Origin of the sequence: Gemmata obscuriglobus (assembly GCF_008065095.1) — a bacterium.
GTDB lineage: Bacteria > Planctomycetota > Planctomycetia > Gemmatales > Gemmataceae > Gemmata > Gemmata obscuriglobus.
The window spans coordinates 4,995,613-5,016,264 of sequence record NZ_CP042911.1 but is presented as its reverse complement, the minus strand read 5'-3'; the positions used below and the strand labels follow the sequence as shown (position 1 = coordinate 5,016,264).

Below are 20,652 nucleotides of genomic sequence, written 5' to 3'. Positions count from 1 at the left end.
CCGCTCGGGATACAATAGACCCTGAGCCAATACCGTAGGAACTCAGCGCATGGTTAACGAGCCAGCACCTGCACCTTCCGTGCCAGCGCCCGCCCCGGTCCAACGGGTTCTCGTCGTCGAAGACCTGGAGGACACCCGCACGTCCCTCCAGGAGCTGCTCCAGATGAGCCTCAAGCTGGAGGTTGATACCGCCGAGGACGGCGCCGCCGGGCTCGCCATGCTGCGCGCCAAGCCGTACAGCCTGGTGATCACCGACCTGCGCATGCCCCGGGTCGGCGGGATGAAGCTGATCGAAACCATTCAGGCGGAGAAGATCCCGGTCACGGTGATCGTCACCACCGGCAACGGCAACATCAAGGACGCCGTCGAGGCGATGCGGATGGGGGTCTACGACTTCCTCACCAAGCCGCCGGACCCGCAGCACCTTCAGATCATCGTGCAACGTGCCCTCCGGGACCGTGCGCTCCAGGACGAGGTCGCGGCGCTGCGCCGCGAGCTGGGCGAGCGGCACACGTTCCAGAACGTGCTCAGCCGTAGCCCGAAGATGGTCGACCTGTTCGAACTGATCGGGCACGTCGCGGGCACTGCCTCAACGGTGCTCATCCGCGGCGAAACCGGGACCGGCAAGGAGCAGATCGCCCGCGCCATCCACCAAGCGTCGGCGAACTACCGGACCGGTGAGTTCGTCGCGGTCAACTGCGGCGCGCTGAACGAGAACCTGCTGGAGAGCGAACTGTTCGGGCACGAGAAGGGCTCGTACACCGGCGCCGACCGCAAGCGCATCGGCCGGTTCGAGCTGGCCCACAAGGGCACGCTGTTCCTCGACGAGATCGGCGACGTGCCGATGTCGATGCAGGTCAAGCTGTTGCGGGTGCTCCAGGAGCGGCGGTTCGAGCGGGTCGGCGGGGCCGAGCCGATCGAGATCGACGTTCGGGTGGTGGCCGCCACCCACCAGGACATGGAAAAGCTGGTCAAGGACGGGAAGTTCCGCGAAGACCTGTATTACCGGCTGAACGTGGTGCGGATCGACATCCCGCCGCTGCGCGAGCGCACCGAGGACATCCCGGTTCTGGTGTCGCACTTCTGCCAGAAGTTCGTCCGCGTCGGCCAGAAGCCGCCGACGATCAGCCCCGAGGCGCTGGACCTGCTCACCAAGTGCCCGTGGCCGGGTAACGTGCGGCAGCTTGAGAACGCGATCGAGCGCGCGTGCGTGACGGCACGCGACGGGGTGATTCGCACGAAGGATTTGCCGCCCGAAGTGGGGCGCCGGCCCGAAAGCAGTGCCGCCGGCAAGCACCCGTTCCATGTGGACCTGAACCGCAAGCTGCCGGACCAACTCTCGGAACTCACGGCCGCGTTCGAGGAGCGGTACATTCGCCGCGCGCTGAAACGCTCCCGGGGGCATGTGGGCAAGTGCGCCAAGATCACCGGACTGTCGCGCCGCAGCATCACGGACAAGATCGCGCAATACAAGATCGATAAGGAGCAGTTCAAGGGCGAGGAGTAAGAAACCCGTTAACGTCTGCACGTGCCTTCGGTCCGGTACGCACCGAAGGCACGAGCGTTTATCACTTCTGCGGTGCCTTCTTCTGCGCGGCTTTCAGGGCCTCGACAGCGGCTGTGAGTTCGCGCCGGACGGCTTCCAGGCGAGCGAGTGCCTCGACGTACACCGCCTCTACCCGCTCGATTTCGACTATCGGCGCGCCGCTCTTTTCGAGCCGCTCCCGGAGCCGCGCGGTGGCCTCCTTCAGCAGCACGGCCGCGCGCTCCTGCGCCTGGAGTGCCGCTACCTTCACGGCCAGGCTCTCGCGGGTCCCCCGCTCCACCACCTTCTTCGGCAGTGGAAGCGGTTCGAGTTCCTTTGTCGAAGCGGGCTTCGGGGGCTCCGCCTGCGTCGTAGCCGGCCGTTTAACGTCTGAGGCCGGTCGCTGAACGAACGGCACACGGCGCTCGTTCTCAAGGTCCGGCAGCACTTCGCCGCCGTCGATGGTGACACGCGGCCAGAACATCTCTGGTCTGAGTGTCGTCGGAAGCAGGAACACGCTCCCATCGAACAGCAGCGCCGGGGTGCGATCCCAACCCTTCTCTCCCAGCGCCGGAACCGCGCCCCCGAACGGGAGATCGTCCGGCTTCGTCCACACCACCCCCTCACCGGCCTCGACCACCGCGAGCGTATTCGACGTTCCGTCTGGGATAGCGGCGAGTGACCATCCTTGCTTCTCACCGTCCTTGAGCCACGGGCGCCCGGCGATCCCCTTTAACGGAGCCGCGTTTTCGCGTTGCACAAATCCCTGGTAAAACGTCTCGCCTTGCGTGTGTTTGCGGTCGGGGGCCTGGAACACCTTCGGCATCTTCTCGATGAGCTTCCTGTTGTTCTCACTGTCCCACGGTTCGTCCAGTTTGAACTGTCTGTACAGCGCGTCCTGCTCCAGGTACGGGAGCAGTTGCACCCGCCAACTCAAAAGCAACTCGCCTTTCGGCCCGTACACGTTGGTCGGCAACCGGAGGTTGGAGCCGTAGTAGTTGTGAAGTGCCAAGCCGATCAGTTTCAGGTTCTGCATCCTCTGTTCGGCCGCGCGACGACTCTGCACGGCTTGAAGCAAATCGCCGAGTGCCTTGGCAGTTGCCGAACCAAAATCCACTTCCGCAACGGCAACAGCGGTAGCCCCGTCGGCCTTCACGCCGGCCGCCTTCATCCCTGCGGCGAACGCACTCAGGAGCGGCGCGGCCGCCTTGTCCAGCGGGCGCCGGCTGTCGCGCATCGTGCCGGCCATCTTCTCCGCACCCACGGCGACACTCGCGAGCCCTTCTTCCAGCACCGGAGCGGCGCGTTTCGCGGCGGCCGCGTCATCGAACGTCAGCGCCAGGTTCAGTTTCGCACCCCGACCGAGATCACCTGTGACCACTGCGGTGCGCGCCCCAAGCAGGGCGGTGTACGGAGCCAGTTCGGGTTCGATCCAGCCGTCGAACTCACGGAACAGCGGCGGTAGGTACACGCCCGCCGCGAAGGTGTGCGCGCCCGCGGTCGCCAGCGCGGCCGTGAGCGGGCCTTTGGCCCCTTTCTTGAGGTGCGCATTCAGAAACGCGAGAGCCGTCACGTCGGCGGCCCCGCGCCCCGGCAGGAACACGAGGGTCCGCTCGTCGGTCAACAACAGGGTCGCGAACGGCCCGCGATCGAGGCGGTGGAACAACGGCTCCGACGCCTCACGCCTTCCCGGACCGGTCGCCGGAAACCGCTCGTCCGCACCGAACACCGGCCGGGCCTGCAACGCTTTCAGTACCCGGGCCTCGTTGAACGGTTCGACCGTCGTGGCAACGAGAACGGGATCGGGGCCGTCGCGACCGAGTCGCGGCCAGAACAGCGTGACGCGATCCAGTTCCAGGGGCGAAACCCCGATCAGTTCGGAGACGCCGGCCAGAGCGTCGGGCTGCTTCGCGAGCTGCGCCAGCACCGGTTTAAGGTCCGGGTGCATGACGAGATCCGCGACCTTCAGCGTGACGAACGCCGTCGCCGTCGGCGGCACAACCGGCAGTGCGGCGGGTGGAACCGGACGTTCCGCCGGTTGTGCGGACGCGGGTGCGCTCACAATCAATCCGGCCACAAAAGCAACCGCAGCACGAAGTCGTATCCGGAACATGAAGGCCCCTCGGAGAGGACAAGACCGCCGCCCGGCCCGATCGCGTTACGGTATCGAAATCACCTCACCGCCCTGAGCCGTGATGATCGCGCGAAGCGCGTTTTCGCCGACCTTGCTCGGGCGGAGGACGCGCACGCTCCCGTCGGCCATGGCCGCGATGAACCGGTCCGCGGCCTTATCGCCCAGTTGTGGCAGCGGCGCCTTAGCGTCGTAGGCGAGCAGGTCCGGCTTGTACCATGGAACCGCCTCTCCGGCTTCCACGATCATAAGGGTGTTGCTGACTCCGTCGGTGATGCTGGTGATCGTCGGCCCTTTTTGCCCCTCAGCGAAGAACGGTCGATCGGCCTCCTTGCCGCTTTTCGGCAGACTGAACACGCGGAAGTACGTGTGCCCCTTCGGGGCCGGTCGACCGGGGATCTCGAACACCTTCGGCATCTCCATTGATTCGAGCTTCTTCAAGTTCACGGGGTCGTCCCACGCCTTCGTCCAGTCGAGTTGCTTGAGCAGGTTGCCCTGTTCGATGTACGGCAGCACCTGCACCCGCCAGCTCATCGGTATGGGTTTCGGTCCGCCAGCGGGTGTCACGTCGCTCGGGAAAACCCCGTAGGCGCTTTCGAAGTTGTGGAACGCCAGCGCGAGTTGCTTGAGGTTGTTCTGCCCGCGGCGGCTGTCAACCGCCCCCGCGTACGATTTCGGTAGCACGGCCGCCAGTTTCGCGACCGCGTCCAGATGCGGCAAATCGGCAGTGGCAACAACACTTGAACCTGATGATTCCACCTTCGCGGCCTTGAGTACGGCAACCACGTTCTCGAAGTAGGCGCGCTCGGCGGGTTCCAACTGGCCCTTACCCAGAATCCCTTTCTCGAACACGCCGATGATGTCCGCGATGCCTTCCTTCAGAACCGGCGCCGCCCGCTTCGCGCCCGCCTCGTCCGCGAAGGTCATCTTGAACGTGCCGCGGGCGGTCTTGTCGAAGTCGGCCGCGAAGGTGATCGTCCTGGCGCTGAAGAGTGCCAGGTACGGGGCCAGTTCCGGTTCGCGATCGGCCTGCAGCAACGTGGCGAGCGGGCGTCCGTCGAGGGCGAACGCGAAGTCGTGCTTCGCGGCGCCGGCCAGCGCGTCCGCGAGCGGCCCGTCGGTCCGCTTCGCCAGCACCTGCCCGAGCAGACCCGCCACCCCCAATTCGCCGTCCGTTTTCAGGAACAGGAGCGTGCGCTCGTCGCCGAAAATGAGCGTGTCGAACCGGCCGGACTGGAACCGCACCGCGTTCCCGGACCGGCGCGGGGGGCCGCCGTCCGATCCAAGGGACTTGATGACTTTGGCCTCGTTGAGCGGCTGCTTGGTGGTGATCAGTGCCCCCGCAAGCGGGCGCCGATCGGCCGTCGGCAGGAACAGTGTGATGCGCTCGATGTCCCCGACAGGCAGGCCGAAGAGTTCGTCGGTGGGGCCGGATTTCTGCGCCTCGAACCACGCGCGGAGTGGCTTGAAACCGGGGTTTTCCCACAACTTGCCGACGTTGACCGTCAGGAACCCGAACGAATCCGTCGGGACCGTGCCGAGCGTCGGTGCCGGTTGCGCGCGACTCACCGCAGGACTGGCGAGCAGGAAGATTAACGGCGCGACCAGGGGCAGAGGTGTGCGCATTTCGGATCGCTCCGGAGGTAAGACGTGACCACTTCCACACGGAGATGATACCGCGAACCGAACGCCGGTACTAACACCCGTGCGGCGCGATTACGACGCCACTCCGGAACGGACGTTTCACTCAGTAGGCGTGTTTCTGCTTCGAGAACAGCATTCGCCACACGGTCAGGAAAATGATGCGGAGGTCGAACAGCGGGTTCCAGTGGCTGATGTAGTACAGGTCGAACTGCACGCGCTTGCGGAGCGACGAGTTGCCGCGCCAGCCGTTCACCTGCGCCCAGCCGGTGATGCCGGCCTTCACCGCGTGGCGGGCGTTGTAGTTCGGAATGGTCTTGGCGAACTTGCTCACGAACACCGGCCGCTCGGGCCGCGGCCCGACGATGCTCATGTCGCCCCACAGCACGTTAAAGAACTGCGGCAGCTCGTCGAGGTTGGTGGCCCGCATGACCGTTCCGAGCCGGGTGCGCCGCGGGTCGTTGGCGCCCGTCATCTGCGGGCCGGCCGCCTCGGCGTCGACCCGCATGCTGCGGAACTTGAGCATCATGAACGAGCGGCCGTTCAGCCCGCACCGCTCCTGCCGGTACAGCAGAGGCCCCGGGCTGGTCAGCTTGACGAGCAGCGCGATGAACCCCATCAGCGGGGCCAGCAGCACGATCGCCACGCACGCCAGGATCACGTCCATGACGCGCTTCACGACCATGTTGAGCCCGTGGTGCGGGTTCTCGCGCAGCCCGATCACCGTCATCCCGTGGATCTGCGTGGTGGTGAACGTCATCCCGGCCATCGCGGGCAGGTCGGCGATGAGTTGCACGTCCACAACGGTCTGTGAGAGCGCGGCGAACACCCGCCGGGCGTCCGCGTAGCGGTTCAACGGCAGCGCGACGAAGACGTGCTCAATGTGGTGCCGCTCGACCAATTCCGGCAGTTCCGCGAGGCCCCCGAGCACCGGCAGGTCGGCGCCCGCCCCGCGGTGCGCGTCGTCCTCGACGTAGCCGACGGGCTGGATGCCCGACCACGACACGGAGTGCAGGGTGCGCACGGTGCGCCGGGCGAGCCGCCCGGTGCCGACGACCAGCGCGTGACTCTGGTTCACGCCCCGGGCGCGGAGCTGCCTGATCCCGAGCCAACTGATCCGCCGCACTACCAGGAGCGTGAGCAAGGTGACGACGGTAAACATCACCATGGCGCCGCGCGACTCGTGCTGCGCGTGCCGGGCGAAGCTGATCGCCATCACCACCAGCGCCATCAGCCCGACGCCCTTTCCGACCGCGGCGAGTTCTTCGCGGAACCGGCGCAACCGATGAATCTCGTACATCCCGGCGAACCGGTAGGTGATCGCCCCGGCGAGCAGGATCAACGGGAGCGCGCGCAGGTACAGGGCAAAATCGGGTACGCCGCGATGAACGGAGAAGAGACCGGTGTGGAACCGCACGTAGTACGCGGCCAGCCACCCGGCGGCGGTGAGGGTGAGGTCCCAGAGCAGGAACCACGCGACCAGCGACTGACTGACTCGACGAACCATCAATGCGCCTTCGCCGTTCGGTCTGCGCGCCCGTCCCTGGGCGTGCGGCGTGGAACGGTAACACCGGCGCCGGGGCGCGTCAAGATGGGTAGAATCCCCATCGGCTGTGACGCCCCCTGAGTTGAACCAACCCGACCGGAACCGGTGCGATGATGAACGCCGACCAGTTGCTCGCGAAGCTTTATGCGCTGCGGAAGGATTACGCCGACGATCCCGAAGACGAGACGTACCAGGCGCTGCACCACACGTTCTTGTTCATCAGCTACAACATGGCGGCGTTTAAGGAGTACGTGAAGAAGGAAGCGGAAAAAGAGAACAAGGAGTAACCGAGATTGCCGCCGCCCCGCCCGGACGGCAACATCCCAAACACCGCGAGCGGGCCGAGCACAACGGTGAAACGCTCTCAACGAGCGCGAGCTGTTGCTCCGGGGCTACCCCGGGGTCGTTCGATGCCTGAGGATTGAGCGCGCGACAGTAGGGGCGCTTCCACGCCCGTCTTGTCGCGCAGGACGGGATTCGTCGGCCCGCTCGCGGCCCTCTGACCACGAACGTGATGACCGCGAACCGATTCGTGAGCAACCTCGCGGCGGCGCTGCTGGCTGGCGAATGGAGCGTCGCGGGGCTCCGCACCTCCGTCTACCGGGCAACGGGAAAGCGGTTCGGCTGGACGCCGCGGTTCGCAAAGCGGGTCCACACCGCACACGCCACCCCGCCAACGTTCAACGAACTGCTCGCGTTTCTTGGCCGTGATCCGGGGTTCGTGCGTGCGCTGGCCGCGCTGGCGACCGCACGGTATCCGGCGGATCGGTTCCCCGTGTGGCACATCTTTGCGCCGCCGGAACCGCCGCCCCGCCCGCGCCCCGACTGGGCCAGCGGTCTCCCCGTGTTACCCAACGAGCCGGCGCTCGCCGAATGGCTCGGCGTTCCGGTCGGCCATCTGCTCTGGCTCGCGGACCCGGCTGGGCGGAACGCCATCAGCAAGGGCGTGCGGTCGTATCGCGTGCGCTGGGTGCCGAAACCCAAGGGGCGCGCCCGACTGCTCGAAATCCCCGTTCCGCCGCTCAAACGGGTTCAGCGAAAGCTGCTGGCGGACCTTTTGAACCACGTTCCACCGCACCCGGCCGTTCACGGGTTCCGACCGGGGCGCTCGATCGTTACCAACGCGACCCCGCACTGCGGCCACGCGATCGTGATCCGCTTCGACCTCACCGACTTCTTCGCGTCAGTGCCCGTCGGGCGCGTTCTCGCGCTGTTCCTCGCACTCGGCTACCGCGAGTCGGTCGCGCGGCTGTTGTCCGGCCTCTGCACGACGCGCCTGGCTTCCAACGACTGGAACGAACGCCCGAACCCGCTGAACGACGGTTCCGAGCACGCCACCCGTGCCCGGCTCACATCGCGACACCTCCCCCAAGGCGCGCCCACCTCTCCGGCACTGGCAAACTTGGTCGCGTTGCGGCTGGATCGGCGACTGGCCGGGCTCGCCGCCGCGTGCGGGGCGACGTACACACGCTACGCCGATGATCTCACGTTCTCCGGCGGTGAACTCTTGCGCCGGAACGCCGCACGGTTCGTTCGACGGGTCACGCTCATCGCCGCAGAAGAGGGCTTTGCTCTTAACCGCGGGAAAACCCGGGTGATGGGGGGCGGCGGGCGGCAGACCGTGACGGGGGTTGTGGTGAACCAGCGGCCCAACGTGCCGCGCGCCGAGTTCGACCGGCTGAAAGCAATTCTGACCAACTGCGTGCGGCACGGCCCCGCCGATCAGAACCGAAGCGGACACCCGGACTTTCGCTCGCACCTCGCCGGCCGGGTGGCATACGTTGCGGGGGTGAACCCGGTGCGCGGGCGGAAGTTGTGGGCGCTCTTTGATCGCATCACATGGCCCGGAGCACACACGTACCCGGCGAGTTGAGGGTGCGAGAGCCGTCCGTACAACACCCTTCGTCGCCCGTTTCGCACCAAGGGTTTGCCGATGGCGGTTCCGTCCGATCTCATCGTGTCCGTCTCGGGCATTCGCGGAATCGTCGGCGCGGGCCTCACCGCCGAAGCCGCCACCCGGTTCGCGGCCGCCTACGGTTCGACCGTGGCCGGCAAACGGGTCATCGTCTCCAACGACGGGCGCCCCAGCGGCGAAATGCTCCGCCACGCGGTTACGGCGGGGCTGCTCAGCGCCGGTTGCAAGGTCGAAGACCTCGGGATCGCCTCGACGCCCACGTGCGGGTTCGCGGTGCGGCAGTTGAACGCCGCGGGCGCGATCCAGATCACCGCGAGCCACAACCCGGCACCGTGGAACGGGCTGAAGATGTTCGGCTCCGACGGCGCGGTGCTACCGGCCGCCGCCGGTGCCGTCATCCGCGGGCTGTACGAATCCGGCGACTTCGCCCGCGCGGCGTGGAACGGAATCGGCACCGTCGGCGTCCCCCCGGACGTCGGCGCGGATCACGTGCAGGCCGTACTCGACACGGTCAGCGTCGCGGCGGTCGCGGGGCAGCGCTTCCGGGTGTTCCTCGACGCCAACGGCGGCGCCGGCGGCCCGCTCGGGGTGAAGATGCTCACCGACTTCGGTTGCGAGGTGATCGCGCACGGGTGCGAGGCGACCGGCGTGTTCGCGCACGAGCCCGAACCGATCCCGGCTCACCTTGTTGACGTGGCCCCCTGGGTGAAGCAGCACGAGTGCGCGATCGGGTTCGTGCTCGACCCCGACTCCGATCGCCTGGCGCTGATCGATGAGAACGGGGACTGCGTGAGCGAGGAGGCCACGCTCGCGCTCGCCGTGAAGTACCGGCTCCGGCAGCAGCCCGGCACGGTCGCCATCAACATGTCCACGTCGCGGATGAACCAGGACGTGGCGGCGGCCGCGGGGTGCCCGTGCGTCCGCTCGGCGGTCGGCGAGGCGAACGTGGTCGCCCTCATGCGCGAGACCGGCGCGGTACTCGGGGGCGAAGGCAACGGCGGCGTCATCGACCCGCGCATCGGGTGGGTGCGCGACCCGTTCGTGGGGATGGCGTTCATCCTGTCGCTGATGGCCGAGGAGCGCAAGCCGTTCTCGCAGCTCGTCGCCGAACTGCCCCGGTACGCGATGCTCAAAACCAAGTTTACCATCTCGCGCGAGCGGCTCCCGGACGCGATCGCGGCTCTCGAAGCGCGGTGGCCGGAGGCGACGATCAACCGCGACGACGGGCTGCGGCTCGACGGCCCCGACTGGTGGCTGCACGTGCGCGGCAGCAACACCGAGCCGGTGGTGCGGGTGATCGCCGAAACGCCCGATCCGGAGCGGACCGCGCAACTGTGCCGGGAAGCCGGCTCGGTCGTCACCGGGTGAACCACCGCGTTGCCAGCGGCGGGCGCAGCGGTTATTCTCAAACGGTCCCCCGGTCGGCCAACTGGGAATCGCGAATGACCGACGACGAACTCAACGACGCCCTCGATCGAGCCGCCCGCTGGTTGCGGGCCGCCAAGAGCGTCTGTGTGCTCACAGGAGCGGGCATTTCGGCCGAGAGCGGGGTGCCCACGTTCCGCGCCTCGGACGGGCTCTGGGAAGGGCACCGCATTGAGGACGTGGCCAGCCCCGACGGCTGGGACCGCAACCCGGCGCTCGTGTGGCAGTTCTACAACGCCCGCCGCGCGAACGTCGCGACCGTGAAACCCAACCCGGGGCACTTCGCTCTTGTTGCGCTCGAAGACCGCTTCGGCGACAACTTCAAGCTGGTGACACAGAACGTCGACGGCCTTCACCTCCAAGCCGGCAGCCGTCGGGTTCTTGAGATTCACGGCAGCTTGCGCCAAACGCGTTGCACCGTTTGTGAGGCTGTCACGAACCGCGGGTTGGAACCGCTCGGAGACGCGCCGGAGTGCCCGCAGTGCCACGGCCGGCTGCGTCCGCATATCGTCTGGTTCGGTGAGGGGCTGCCCGACGACATCTGGATGGAAGCGATGGTGAGCGCGAGCGAGTGCGACACGCTGCTGGTGGTCGGCACATCGGCGGTGGTTCACCCGGCCGCGTCGCTCGTTCCGATCGCGCGGCGCAAAGGTGCAACGGTGATCGAAGTGAACATCACCCGCACCGAGGCCAGCGCGTACGCCGACATTGGGCTTTACGGACCGTCAGGTGAGGTGCTCCCGAAGCTGCTTCAGCGACTCGGGTAGAGGGCACTTCAAAGGCGCGGGAGGCCGCTCGGCCTCCCGCACTCGTTGTTTTCAGAAAACGAGCGGCCCCGTCCCGCCTACAACGACATCCTGAAACCACACCCACGAACACAGACAGCGCAATGCCGGCTCAAAAGCTCGACGGAAAGGCTCTTGCCGCAACGATGCGGGGCGAGATCGCGACCCAGGTCCAGGCGCGTGCCGCGGCCGGGAAGCGAGCCCCCGGGCTCGCGGCCGTGCTGGTCGGCGAAGACCCGGCCAGCCAGCAGTACGTCAAGAACAAGCACAAGGCCTGCCAGGATGTGGGGTTCGCCACGGCGGCCCACCGACTGCCCGCGACCACCTCGCAGGCCGAGCTACTCGCTCTGGTCGCGCAGCTCAACGCCGACCCCGCCGTTCACGGCATTCTGGTCCAACTCCCGCTGCCCAAACAGATCGACGGCGAGGCGGTCATCCGGGCAGTTGCGCCCGCCAAGGATGTCGATTGCTTCCACCCGGAAAACGTCGGGCTGTTGGCCGCCGGGCACCCGCGGTTCTACCCCTGCACGCCGCACGGCGTGATCCAGTTGCTGACCCGCAACGGCGTTTCCCTCGCGGGAAAATCGGTCGTCGTCGTCGGCCGCAGTAACATCGTCGGCAAGCCGCTCGCGCTGATGCTCATGCAGAAGCCGACGGCCGCGAACCCCGCCGCCGCGGACGCGACGGTGACCGTCGCCCACACCCGCACCTCCGACCTCGCCGCCGTGTGCCGCGGGGCCGACGTGCTCGTCGCGGCGGCGGGCGTTCCGGAGTTTCTTACTGCCGATATGGTGCGCCCCGGTGCGGTCGTGATCGATGTCGGAACGAATAACGTGAACGGGCGCTGGTGCGGCGACGTTCACCCGGGCGTGTGGGACGTGGCCGGGTGGGTGTCGCCGGTGCCCGGCGGGGTCGGGCCGATGACGATCACCATGCTGCTCCACAACACGCTCGCCGCGGCACAACAGATCGACGGTTAACGTGCCCGCGGCTCCGTCGCGGCGCGCCGGGTTCCTTACGGGTACGAACGCAAGATGAACCTGAGCCTCACACTCGCCACCCGCGTCGGGCTGAACCTGTGTGCCGTGTTCGGCATCTCGGTCGCCCTGTACCTCGGCAGCAGCATCTTCATCCCGGTCGTGTTCTCGATCCTGCTGGCCTCGATCCTGTACCCGTTCGCGCAGTTCACGCACGAGCGGCTGCTCGTGCCGTGGTTCTTCGCCTGCCTCCTGTCGATCTTCGCGCTGGTCGCGCTGCACTTGGTCGTGATCGGGGCGTTCGCCTGGGCCATCCCACAAACCCTCAAAGGCCTCCCACAGAGCGAGGAGCAGTGGATCGGCCAGTACAACAAGGTCCAGTCGAACCTCGGCACCCTGTTCCCCATCCACGACGACGACGAGGTGTTCGGACGGGCCGACCAGCAGCACCCCGAGCGGCACCCGAAGGCGGTGGCGCTGCTCCGGAAGCAGTTGAGCGAGGACTCCATGTCCTCGGTACTCGCGCGGCTCTCGCTGGCGGGCCTGGACCACCTCTGGCAGGCCATTCTGGTGCTGTTCATCACGCTGTTCCTGATCTTCGAGGGGCAGATGCTGGCGGACAAAGTGAAGGCGATCTTCGGCACGTCGATGGAGACCCGCGGGCGGGTCACGCTGGCGTTCGCGGAGATGGGGGAGGCGATCCGGACGTACCTGGTGTGGCGCACGGTCGTGAACCTGGGCCTCGCCCTTGTGCTCGGCACGGTGTACCAGCAGGTGGGGTTGCAGCACTGGTACCTGTGGGCGCTGCTGGTGGCGGTCCTCAGCTACGTGCCGTACATCGGCACCATCGCGGCCGGCATCCCGCCGTTCCTGGACGCGCTGCTGTTCGTGGACCCGCTGGCCGCGTTCGGGATCGCCATCTTCTACACCTGCGTGGTGACGTTCGAGGGGTACATCATCGTCCCGTGGGTGATGGGCCGGAGCATGGACCTCAACGCGACGACGGTGCTGCTCGCCTGCCTTTACTGGCATCAGGTGTGGGGGATCGCGGGGCTGTTCCTGGCGATGCCGCTGATGGCCGCGCTGAAGGCGGTCTGCACGCAGGTGATCGGGTGGCAGGGGTGGGGCCACCTGATGAGCTCGGGGCCGGCGGTGGAACTGAAGATCGACGACCCGGCCACCGAGCGGGCGCGGCTCGAAGCCATCGAGCGGGCCGCGGCCGGCGACCCGGAGCTCACAACCGTCATTTCGGTAGAGGACGGGAACAAAGGCGCCGCCCGCCCCGGCGACTCCAAAAGCTCGGGCGGCGTTACCGCATCCTGATACCGGTGCGGCGGATTGCGTCCGCGCCGCGTCGCCCACGCTTTACTATCCGAGCAGGCGGGCGTGGTTGCGGTGCACATTCGATGCGCTGTGACCGACAGGGGTTGTGCGGGAGACTTCGCCCGCTCCCCGCGGCCACGGCTCCTTCCAAAACAATGCACCTGTCCGCGCGATAAAATCAGCCCAACGAGTTCCCAGGTGCAGCAGGTGAGAACGATGGACGTGTTCCGGTTCGCGAAGATCCCGATGCGGGCCAACGACCCGACGCGCCGCTACCGGATCGTGCGCGGAGAAGAGGACGTTACTGTCGGCCGGCTCGAAATCGGCGGTGACGTGCCCGACGGCGATTCGGTGGTGCTGACGGTGGACTGCCGTGCGGTTCTGGCCGAAACAGAGCGGGAGAGTGTGTTGAGCACCGCCCGGCGGTTCCTGGATGAGTTGGTCGCCGGTTGGGGGCATCAGGTGGCGGAGGTTCCTGGTGCCCGCGAGTGGGCGCCACAACCGGACGGCGTTCACCGGATGCGGATCGAGTACCAAGTCGTCTGTGCCAACCTCTGACTGTGGCTCGGTGGCGGCGGCTTCCACGCCCGCCGCCGGGTACTCCAGATCGCAATTTACGACACCACCTTCGCGATTTCCGGCGTCGGCTCCTCGGGCGAGATCGGTTTCGCCACGACCGGGCCGCGGTTGTCGTGTGCCTCCGGGAGTCCGAGGGCGTCCGACACCGGGGCGTCGATCGCATCGAGCGGCGACTTGTCGGCCGGGGCCGGTTTCAGCACACCCGCCAGCACGAGCGAAATCGCAGCCGTGACCGCCGCGACCCAGCCGACGTTCTCGAACCCGACCGGGGGGAGCGGGTTGAGGGTCACCAGCGCGCCGGCGATCAGCGGGGCGAGGCCCGTGGCGGCGTGCTGCACCGCGGTGTTCACGCTCATGAACGCGCCGCGGTTCTTCGGGCTCGCAACGCCCAGCAGCAGCGCTTGAACCGGCACCATCCGCCCCGCCGCGACGACCATGAACGCGCTCATCGCGATCGCGGCCACCCACAGCGGCCCCGCCGGGAGGTGGGTCACCACCAGCGCCATGACGATCGCCGCCGATCCGATCACCCGGAACAGCGTGAGCCGCGGGAGCTTGTCCGAGAGCCGGCCCACGACGGTCATGCCGACGAGGGTGCAGGCGCCCGCGACGAAATACAGTTGTGCGAGCTGCCGCTCCGTCCACCCGTTGAGGGCTTTCAAGTACGGGCCGATGAACGACGCGACCGTGAACGTGCCGAGCACCAGGAAGAAGGAGAACGCGAACGCTCCCAGGTAGGTGCGGTTGCTCACCACCTCGCCGAACTCGGCCCAGCGGTTCGGGCGGTTGTCGGTGAGGTGGCCGCGCACCGGCGGCAGTTTGGACCAGACGAGCGCCCAAACGAGCGCGCTCAGCGCCGCGAGCACCAGGAACGGTGCCCCGCGTCCGAACCACTCCGCGAGCATCAGCCCCGCCGGCAATCCCGCGATGGACGCGACCGCGAACGACGACATCACCGCGCCGCTCGCCCGCCCGCGCTTCTCGGGCGGGAACACGTCGCCGATAACGGACATCAGCGCCACCGCTGCGGTGCCGCCGAACGCCCCGGCCAGCGTGCGCGACAGGAGCAGCAACTCATACCCGCCCGCGAGCCCGCAGAACAGCGTGCTGAGCGTGAACCCGGCGTACATCGTGAGCAGCACGGTCTTGCGGTCGAACCGGTCCATCACGAAGCTCGCGGCGAGGCTCGCGACCCCGGCCGCCCACGCGTACGCGGAGACGATGTGGGCAAACTGCGCCTCCTTGAGCGACAACTCGTCGATGAGCCGGCCGCCGAGCGGCATGATGATGACGAAGTCCACCATGTGCGTGAACTGGATCGCCATCAGCAGCAGGATCAGCCCCCATTCGCCGCGCGAAATGTGCGCCCCGGGGGGCTGGGACGGTTCGGCGGGTGCGGTCATCAAGTTCCTCCGGAAGCACGGCGGCAGTACGGATACCGCAAAAGAGTCGATAGGTTACAACGGGTTCGCGGTTCGCACCACGAAGGTTCTGTGAGGGGGCGGGCCGAATCCGGACACGGCCGAGCGTCCCGCCTTTCTGTCGTGAGGGCAAAGGTGAGGGGCCGCAATCGGCCGGCGCACGAATCGTGTCGGGCGGCGTTCGGAACCGGGACTTTTTCGGCCGCTTCGGGAACTTCCGAATACCGTTCGCGTCAGAAAAACAGAACCGGCCCGCGACGCGTTCCGCGACCCGCCGCAAGCAGTTGCTCGGACCGGACTTCTGAGATACACTCGGTTTCGCCACCCGGCCGGCCTGCCCGGTCACTTTTGGGAGCCTGCGGAATGTTCGGAATCACCGATCGTCGGCACTTCATGAAGCACGCGGCGGCCGGTGCCGCCGTCACGGTGCCCGGGCTGAACTTCCTCGCCGGCCTCAAGGCCCGCGCCGCGGAACTCAAGAAGAAGCAGAAGAGCCTCATCGTCCTGTGGATGGGCGGCGGCCCGACGACGATCGACCTGTGGGACATGAAGCCGGGCAGCCCCAACGGCGGCGAGCACCGGCCGAAGCCGACCGCGGCCAGCGGCATCGAGATCACCGAGCACCTGCCGAAGGTCGCGGCCCAGTTCAAGAACCTGTCGATCATCCGCTCGCTGAACTCGCTCGAGGGCGACCACGCCCGCGGCACGTTCATCATGAACACCGGCAAGCAGCGCAGCCCGGTCATCGACTACCCGTCGATCGGTTCCGTGCTCAGCTACTACACCGGCATGGACCCGGAAGCGGCCAAGAACGCCGACATCCCGTCGTTCATCTCGGTCGGCGGCGGTCAGGTCGGGTCGGGCTTCCTCGGCATGAAGTACGCCCCGTTCACCGTCCAGAACCCCGGCAGCCCGCCGGAAAACGTCTCCTCGGCCGTCGCCGACGACCGCACCGTCCGCCGCGCCGCGCTGTTCGACCGCCTCGAAGGCGGTTTGGTCCAGCACGAGGGCAAGAAGCCGGTGATGGACGCCGCGCAGGCGCACAAAGAAGTGTACGAAAAGGCCCTCAGCCTCGTGGTCAGCTCCCGGAAGGAAGTGTTCAACCTCGAGAAGGAGATCGACGGCAAGCCGATCTCCGCGTCGCTGAAGGAAGAGTACGGGGCGGCGGGGGCCGGCGCCAACAACTTCGGACGCGGGTGCCTCCTGGCCCGCAAGCTGGTCGAGGCGGGCGTGTCGTGCGTGGAAGTAAGCCTCGGCGGCTGGGACATGCACAACGGCATCTTCAACGCCCTCGCCACCCGCGCCCTGCCGACCCTGGACAAGGGGATGGGCGCCCTGATGCGGGACCTGGCCGACCGCGGCCGGCTGAAGGACACCGTGGTGGTGTGGATGGGCGACTTCGGGCGCACCCCGCGCATCAACCAGAACGGCGGCCGCGACCACTACCCGCGGGCCTGGAGCGTGGTGCTCGGCGGCGGTAACATCAAGGGCGGCGTGGTGTACGGTGCGACCGACAAGGACGGCACCGCGGCCGTGGACAACCCCGCCAGCGTCAACGACATGTACGGCACGATCTACCGCGCCCTCGGCATCGACCCGACCCCGGAGCAGAACGCGAGCGTTCGCGACAACCTGGGGCGTCCGTACTACGTCGCCGGCGAGAAGCCGAACGAGAAGACCAACTCGTACTGGATCAAGGAACTCGTCAGCTAAGTTGGTGAGTTGACACAACGCGAAGCGGCCGGAGCGCTTGCTCCGGCCGCTTGCGTTTCTGCACTTCGATTCGATTAAGCACTCCGGAAGGGTTCATGAGCGCCGAAATGAGTCGGCTGTTCCGTCACCTCACCAACGGGGTGTATGCGATCGGGGTCGCTGACGGCGAGCGCTGCAACGTTTTCACCGCCGCATGGGTCATGCAGGTCTCGTTTCAGCCACCGCTCCTGGCGCTTTCCGTCAATCCCGGACATCACTCGTACCCGCTACTCCGGACCGGCCGAGCGTTTGCGGTGAGCGTGTTACCAAGCGATCAGTTGGATCTCGCCCGACACTTCGGCACCCAATCGGGACGTGACATCGACAAATTGGCTGGGGTGACGTGGCGGGCCGGCGCGACAGGCGCTCCAATACTCACCGCCGCCGTCGCTTACTTCGATTGTCAGGTGGTCGGAGATACCGAAGCCGGCGACCACCGACTCGTCATCGGGCGCGTGGTCGGCGGTGCCGTTCTCGCGCCCGAGTCTCGGCCCCTCATCTACGCCGAGACGGACACCCTTGACGGCAGCACGACGCTTTTTCCGGATGCGTTTTGACCAAAGCTGTAGTGGCCCTGCCGATGTAGATCGGAAGGGCCAATACCGCCACGGGAAGCTGTCGGGACTTGACGGGGTTGCGGATCGGTTGTCCGATTCGGTCACCTTCCGAACAGTGTCGGGTTTCGCAATTCGCCCGCCCTGGCGTCGAACGGCGTTTGTTCGTCGTCGAAGTACAGGTCGAGCTTCTTCTTGCTCGCGTCGCCCGTCTTGAGGCCGTCGGAGAACGCGGCGTACCGCTGGCGGTCGGTGCCGTGGTTGAAGCTCTCGGGGTGGACGCGCCCTCGCATCTTCTCCTGGATTCGGTTGTCGCCGATTGATCGCGCGGTTTTTAGCGCCTCTTCCACGTCGCCCCGTTGCAGAATCTTGTACTTCTTGTCCGCGTGATTGGACCACACCCCTGCCAGGTAGTCGGCCTGGAGTTCGAGGCGGATGGAGTATTCGTTCTCGCGCTTCGTCTTCCGCATCTCGTCCGTCCGGCGGGAGTACCCCAGAAGGTGTTGGACGTGGTGCCCGACCTCGTGCCCGACCACGTATGCCTGCGAGAATTCGGCCTTTGAACCTTTGAGCTTTTGCTCCAGTTCGTCAAAGAAGGTAGGGTCGAGGTAGACCGTTTCGTCAGCCGGGCAGTAAAACGGGCCGACCGAAGAGGGTGCGTCGCCGCAACCCGTGCGAACTCCCCGGGAGAACAGCACCATTTTGGGCTTCTTGTAAGACTTGTACCCGTTCGTCTTGAACTGCTCCGCCCAAACCTCTTCGGTCATCCCCAGAATCTTGCCGGCGAACTGTTTGTACCCGTCATTCGGCGCCGCGCCGCGACTTTCGCCCCCGTCGTTATTCGGCGGGGCGACGGGCAGTTTCCCGCGCAAGTCGACGCCGAACAGCAACCCCAGGACAACGATCACCAACCCGCCGAGTCCGCCGCCGACGGCCAACTTCCCGCCCATGCCGCGGCGGTCGTCAACATTCTCACTTTCCGGTGCGTCATCGAGTCGCATCGTAAGCTCTCGTAAATGGTTTTATCTTACGCTTTCGGCTCAATGCTAACCGCGTGCCGTTGGAGGTCTTCGAGGTCCACGAACTCCAAGGCGTGCATGTGGGTCGCCTCCAGAACGACCGGGCAGGCGACGCCGGCGTCGAGGGACTGCTTCCAGCGGGTGATGCACACGCACCACCGGTCGCCCGGGCGCAGGCCGGGGAACCCGTACATCGGGAACGGGGTGCTCAGGTCATTACCGATCGACCGCTGGTGGGCCAGGAACTCGGCGGTGACTTGACAGCAGATGGTGTGGAGCCCTTCGTCGTCGGGGCCGGTGTTGCAGCAGCCGTCGCGGTAGAACCCGGTGAGCGGGTTCGTGGAGCAAGTCTGGAGCGGGCCGCCGAGGACGTTCTTCGCGTTGGATGGCATGACGGTTCACCGGATCGCGGGTGCAGAGGAGGGCTCACTCCTCATGATAGCCGTTATCCGGGACCGAACAGTGACTGCGCCCATCAGAAACGTGTGGCCGAGCGCGGTCGGGGAGTTGCACTTCCAAAGCCGAGGGAGATGCGGTGCCGAATCAAGGCCGCCCGGAGCAGTAGGGGTGTCGAGCGGGCTTGAAGGCATCAGCCCTTGAGACCCGGACGTGTTACCTTGGGCATACTAGTCTTTGGAAGGTCGTCCGATGTGAAGATGATGTTCTTGACAGTGTGCACGATCCCGGTCTTTTGATCCTTCCAGGTGGTCAGCACCACCTTGTTGTCTTTGAGCGTGCATTCCCACCCGCCTTGAGCCTTCAACGATCCGGCGAGGCTGGCACTCAGGTGCGTGCCGGTCGAGCCTGCGGGTAATTCGAGTTTGACGGCTACCAGCTTTCTTCCGTCAGCAAATTCGATTGCCACTTTCAGTGAGTACTTGACGTTCGGCAGAGCGGCGGTGTCCTGGAACTCGATCGTCACGCCACCGGGCTCGGCCTGATTGGCGGATCGGCCGACGATCGGCGAACAGCAGCACACACCGAGGACGAAGAGGCTGGCTGCGAGATTTCGGTCGATCATATGGAAGGTCCTCAGGGTAAGGGGCCAGTGGCTCCCCCGCCGCAACGATGGCTTTCCGATCACCTCATGATAGCGGCGGTCCGGCTCTGGAGCGTGGTCGCATTTATTGCGAACGTATGATTGTTGCTGCTCGGCCGCGAGCAAAGACGGACCTGTGGGCGAAGCGACCGGGCGGCATCGTCACGCCACCGTTGCACGGAGCGTGTTGTGAGCTAGGGTCGGGTGTCAGACCGTTGCCACACGAGATGCCTCATGCTCCGCGCCCTGTCGGCTGTCGCGCTCTGCGCCGCTTTGACCACCACGACCGCGACCGCGGCGGACAACAAGTTCGCGGTGGTCACCGTCAACAATCCGACGCCGGACCTCACGCTCACCTTTGACTACCGTTGGGGCGAGGGCAAATGGGAAACGGTCAAGGCGCTGCCCCCGGGGAGAGCCATGACGTTTTCTCTCCCGCTCGATGCAAAAGGGAAGGCCCCGGGGTTTCAACTCAAACTGAACCGCGCGATCGGGAAGGCCAAACCCGTCATCAAGACGTGGAACCTGGAGTGGAAGCCGGCGGCGCGGGCCGAGGCCAAGCTCGGCTCCCAGTACGAGATCTTTCGCGATCTGATCGAACGCGAGTACGTGTGGCTCGCCGAGGTCGGTCGGCGCTGACCGGGCCGAGCCGCGCCGACGCGCGAACCGTCAAGACGTAAATAATTCGGTCAGATAGGTTTGTAAGGGTCGATGGTCCATGATCCAGGTGTGAACAGCCGGAAACAGCGTCAGGGTGTGGTCGGGCAGTTCGGCTTCCGAAACCGAAACCACGCCGTCGTTCGGGTCGTTCTGAAACGGGCTGTAGCGGCCACATGGCCCGGCCGTGCCCGCGATCGGCGTGAACGGCACGGTAATCGGTGGCAGGTCGGCGAACGCCTGATGGGATGTGAGGAACCTCCCACAATCCCGCGTCCAGAGACGGAACGGCGGCACCCAATTCCAGGCGAGGACGGCCATTCGCGGAACGCTGGTTGGGGTTCCGAGCGTCGCGAAGTGGTG

The 20,652-nt window shown here is 66.4% G+C and carries 19 protein-coding genes; 11 read left to right on the top strand and 8 right to left on the bottom strand.

Features of this window, described 5'->3' with window-relative positions; genetic code table 11:
• Positions 1-49: 49 nt before the first annotated feature.
• Positions 50-1,507, top strand: coding sequence for a sigma-54-dependent transcriptional regulator (locus tag GobsT_RS20685; protein ID WP_063744582.1), 1,458 nt, complete (start codon positions 50-52; stop codon positions 1,505-1,507).
• A gap of 61 nt (positions 1,508-1,568) precedes the next feature.
• Here GobsT_RS20685 and GobsT_RS20680 read toward each other — a convergent pair whose 3' ends face one another.
• From GobsT_RS20680 to GobsT_RS20670, 3 genes are all read right to left on the bottom strand, one after another.
• Positions 1,569-3,587, bottom strand: a complete 2,019-nt coding sequence (locus GobsT_RS20680; RefSeq protein ID WP_157506653.1) for a DUF1559 family PulG-like putative transporter — start codon at positions 3,585-3,587, stop codon at positions 1,569-1,571.
• A gap of 96 nt (positions 3,588-3,683) precedes the next feature.
• Complete coding sequence (locus GobsT_RS20675) at positions 3,684-5,282, bottom strand: DUF1559 family PulG-like putative transporter (protein WP_010038578.1); 1,599 nt, start codon at positions 5,280-5,282, stop codon at positions 3,684-3,686.
• Between the two features lie 121 nt (positions 5,283-5,403).
• Entirely contained in the window at positions 5,404-6,804 is a 1,401-nt protein-coding gene (locus tag GobsT_RS20670; protein WP_010038576.1) for an undecaprenyl-phosphate glucose phosphotransferase, read from the bottom strand.
• Between the two features lie 149 nt (positions 6,805-6,953).
• On the opposite strand from GobsT_RS20670, the gene GobsT_RS37950 reads away from it, so the two are divergent.
• The 7 genes from GobsT_RS37950 to GobsT_RS20640 all read left to right on the top strand — a co-directional run bounded on the left by GobsT_RS37950 (position 6,954) and on the right by GobsT_RS20640 (position 13,826).
• Positions 6,954-7,130, top strand: coding sequence for a hypothetical protein (locus GobsT_RS37950; protein ID WP_010038575.1), 177 nt, complete (start codon positions 6,954-6,956; stop codon positions 7,128-7,130).
• 227 nt (positions 7,131-7,357) lie between these two features.
• Complete coding sequence (locus tag GobsT_RS20665) at positions 7,358-8,716, top strand: reverse transcriptase family protein (RefSeq protein WP_010038574.1); 1,359 nt, start codon at positions 7,358-7,360, stop codon at positions 8,714-8,716.
• Between the two features lie 60 nt (positions 8,717-8,776).
• A complete protein-coding gene (glmM, locus tag GobsT_RS20660) occupies positions 8,777-10,126 on the top strand; it encodes a phosphoglucosamine mutase (protein ID WP_010038573.1) in 1,350 nt (449 codons plus the stop codon).
• Between the two features lie 74 nt (positions 10,127-10,200).
• Positions 10,201-10,950, top strand: a complete 750-nt coding sequence (locus GobsT_RS20655) for an SIR2 family NAD-dependent protein deacylase (RefSeq protein WP_010038571.1) — start codon at positions 10,201-10,203, stop codon at positions 10,948-10,950.
• 122 nt (positions 10,951-11,072) lie between these two features.
• The gene (locus GobsT_RS20650; protein WP_010038569.1) at positions 11,073-11,948 is read left to right on the top strand and encodes a bifunctional 5,10-methylenetetrahydrofolate dehydrogenase/5,10-methenyltetrahydrofolate cyclohydrolase; all 876 of its coding nucleotides are present in this window, start codon (positions 11,073-11,075) and stop codon (positions 11,946-11,948) included.
• 54 nt (positions 11,949-12,002) lie between these two features.
• Complete coding sequence (locus GobsT_RS20645) at positions 12,003-13,268, top strand: AI-2E family transporter (RefSeq protein ID WP_010038567.1); 1,266 nt, start codon at positions 12,003-12,005, stop codon at positions 13,266-13,268.
• A 198-nt stretch (positions 13,269-13,466) separates the two neighbouring features.
• A complete protein-coding gene (locus GobsT_RS20640; protein ID WP_010038565.1) occupies positions 13,467-13,826 on the top strand; it encodes a hypothetical protein in 360 nt (119 codons plus the stop codon).
• A 56-nt stretch (positions 13,827-13,882) separates the two neighbouring features.
• Here the strand turns inward: GobsT_RS20640 and GobsT_RS20635 are convergent, their stop codons facing one another.
• Complete coding sequence (locus GobsT_RS20635; RefSeq protein ID WP_010038563.1) at positions 13,883-15,250, bottom strand: MFS transporter; 1,368 nt, start codon at positions 15,248-15,250, stop codon at positions 13,883-13,885.
• Positions 15,251-15,631: 381 nt separating this feature from the next.
• On the opposite strand from GobsT_RS20635, the gene GobsT_RS20630 reads away from it, so the two are divergent.
• Positions 15,632-16,981, top strand: coding sequence for a DUF1501 domain-containing protein (locus GobsT_RS20630; RefSeq protein WP_010038559.1), 1,350 nt, complete (start codon positions 15,632-15,634; stop codon positions 16,979-16,981).
• A gap of 95 nt (positions 16,982-17,076) precedes the next feature.
• Positions 17,077-17,577 carry a flavin reductase family protein gene (locus GobsT_RS20625; protein ID WP_010038556.1) on the top strand — a complete coding sequence of 167 codons (501 nt, stop codon included), beginning with the start codon at positions 17,077-17,079 and terminating at the stop codon, positions 17,575-17,577.
• A 101-nt stretch (positions 17,578-17,678) separates the two neighbouring features.
• Here GobsT_RS20625 and ypfJ read toward each other — a convergent pair whose 3' ends face one another.
• From ypfJ to GobsT_RS20610, 3 genes are all read right to left on the bottom strand, one after another.
• Complete coding sequence (ypfJ, locus tag GobsT_RS20620) at positions 17,679-18,575, bottom strand: KPN_02809 family neutral zinc metallopeptidase (RefSeq protein WP_010038553.1); 897 nt, start codon at positions 18,573-18,575, stop codon at positions 17,679-17,681.
• Between the two features lie 26 nt (positions 18,576-18,601).
• Positions 18,602-18,985 carry a DUF2237 family protein gene (locus GobsT_RS20615; protein ID WP_010038551.1) on the bottom strand — a complete coding sequence of 128 codons (384 nt, stop codon included), beginning with the start codon at positions 18,983-18,985 and terminating at the stop codon, positions 18,602-18,604.
• A 197-nt stretch (positions 18,986-19,182) separates the two neighbouring features.
• Positions 19,183-19,614: a hypothetical protein gene (locus GobsT_RS20610; protein WP_010038549.1), complete on the bottom strand. Its 432-nt coding sequence runs from the start codon at positions 19,612-19,614 to the stop codon at positions 19,183-19,185.
• 252 nt (positions 19,615-19,866) lie between these two features.
• Between GobsT_RS20610 and GobsT_RS20605 the strand changes: the two genes are divergently transcribed.
• A complete protein-coding gene (locus tag GobsT_RS20605) occupies positions 19,867-20,271 on the top strand; it encodes a hypothetical protein (RefSeq protein ID WP_010038546.1) in 405 nt (134 codons plus the stop codon).
• A 30-nt stretch (positions 20,272-20,301) separates the two neighbouring features.
• On the opposite strand, the gene GobsT_RS20600 is transcribed toward GobsT_RS20605, so the two are convergent.
• A complete protein-coding gene (locus GobsT_RS20600; protein ID WP_010038544.1) occupies positions 20,302-20,610 on the bottom strand; it encodes a hypothetical protein in 309 nt (102 codons plus the stop codon).
• Between the last annotated feature and the right edge of the window lie 42 nt (positions 20,611-20,652).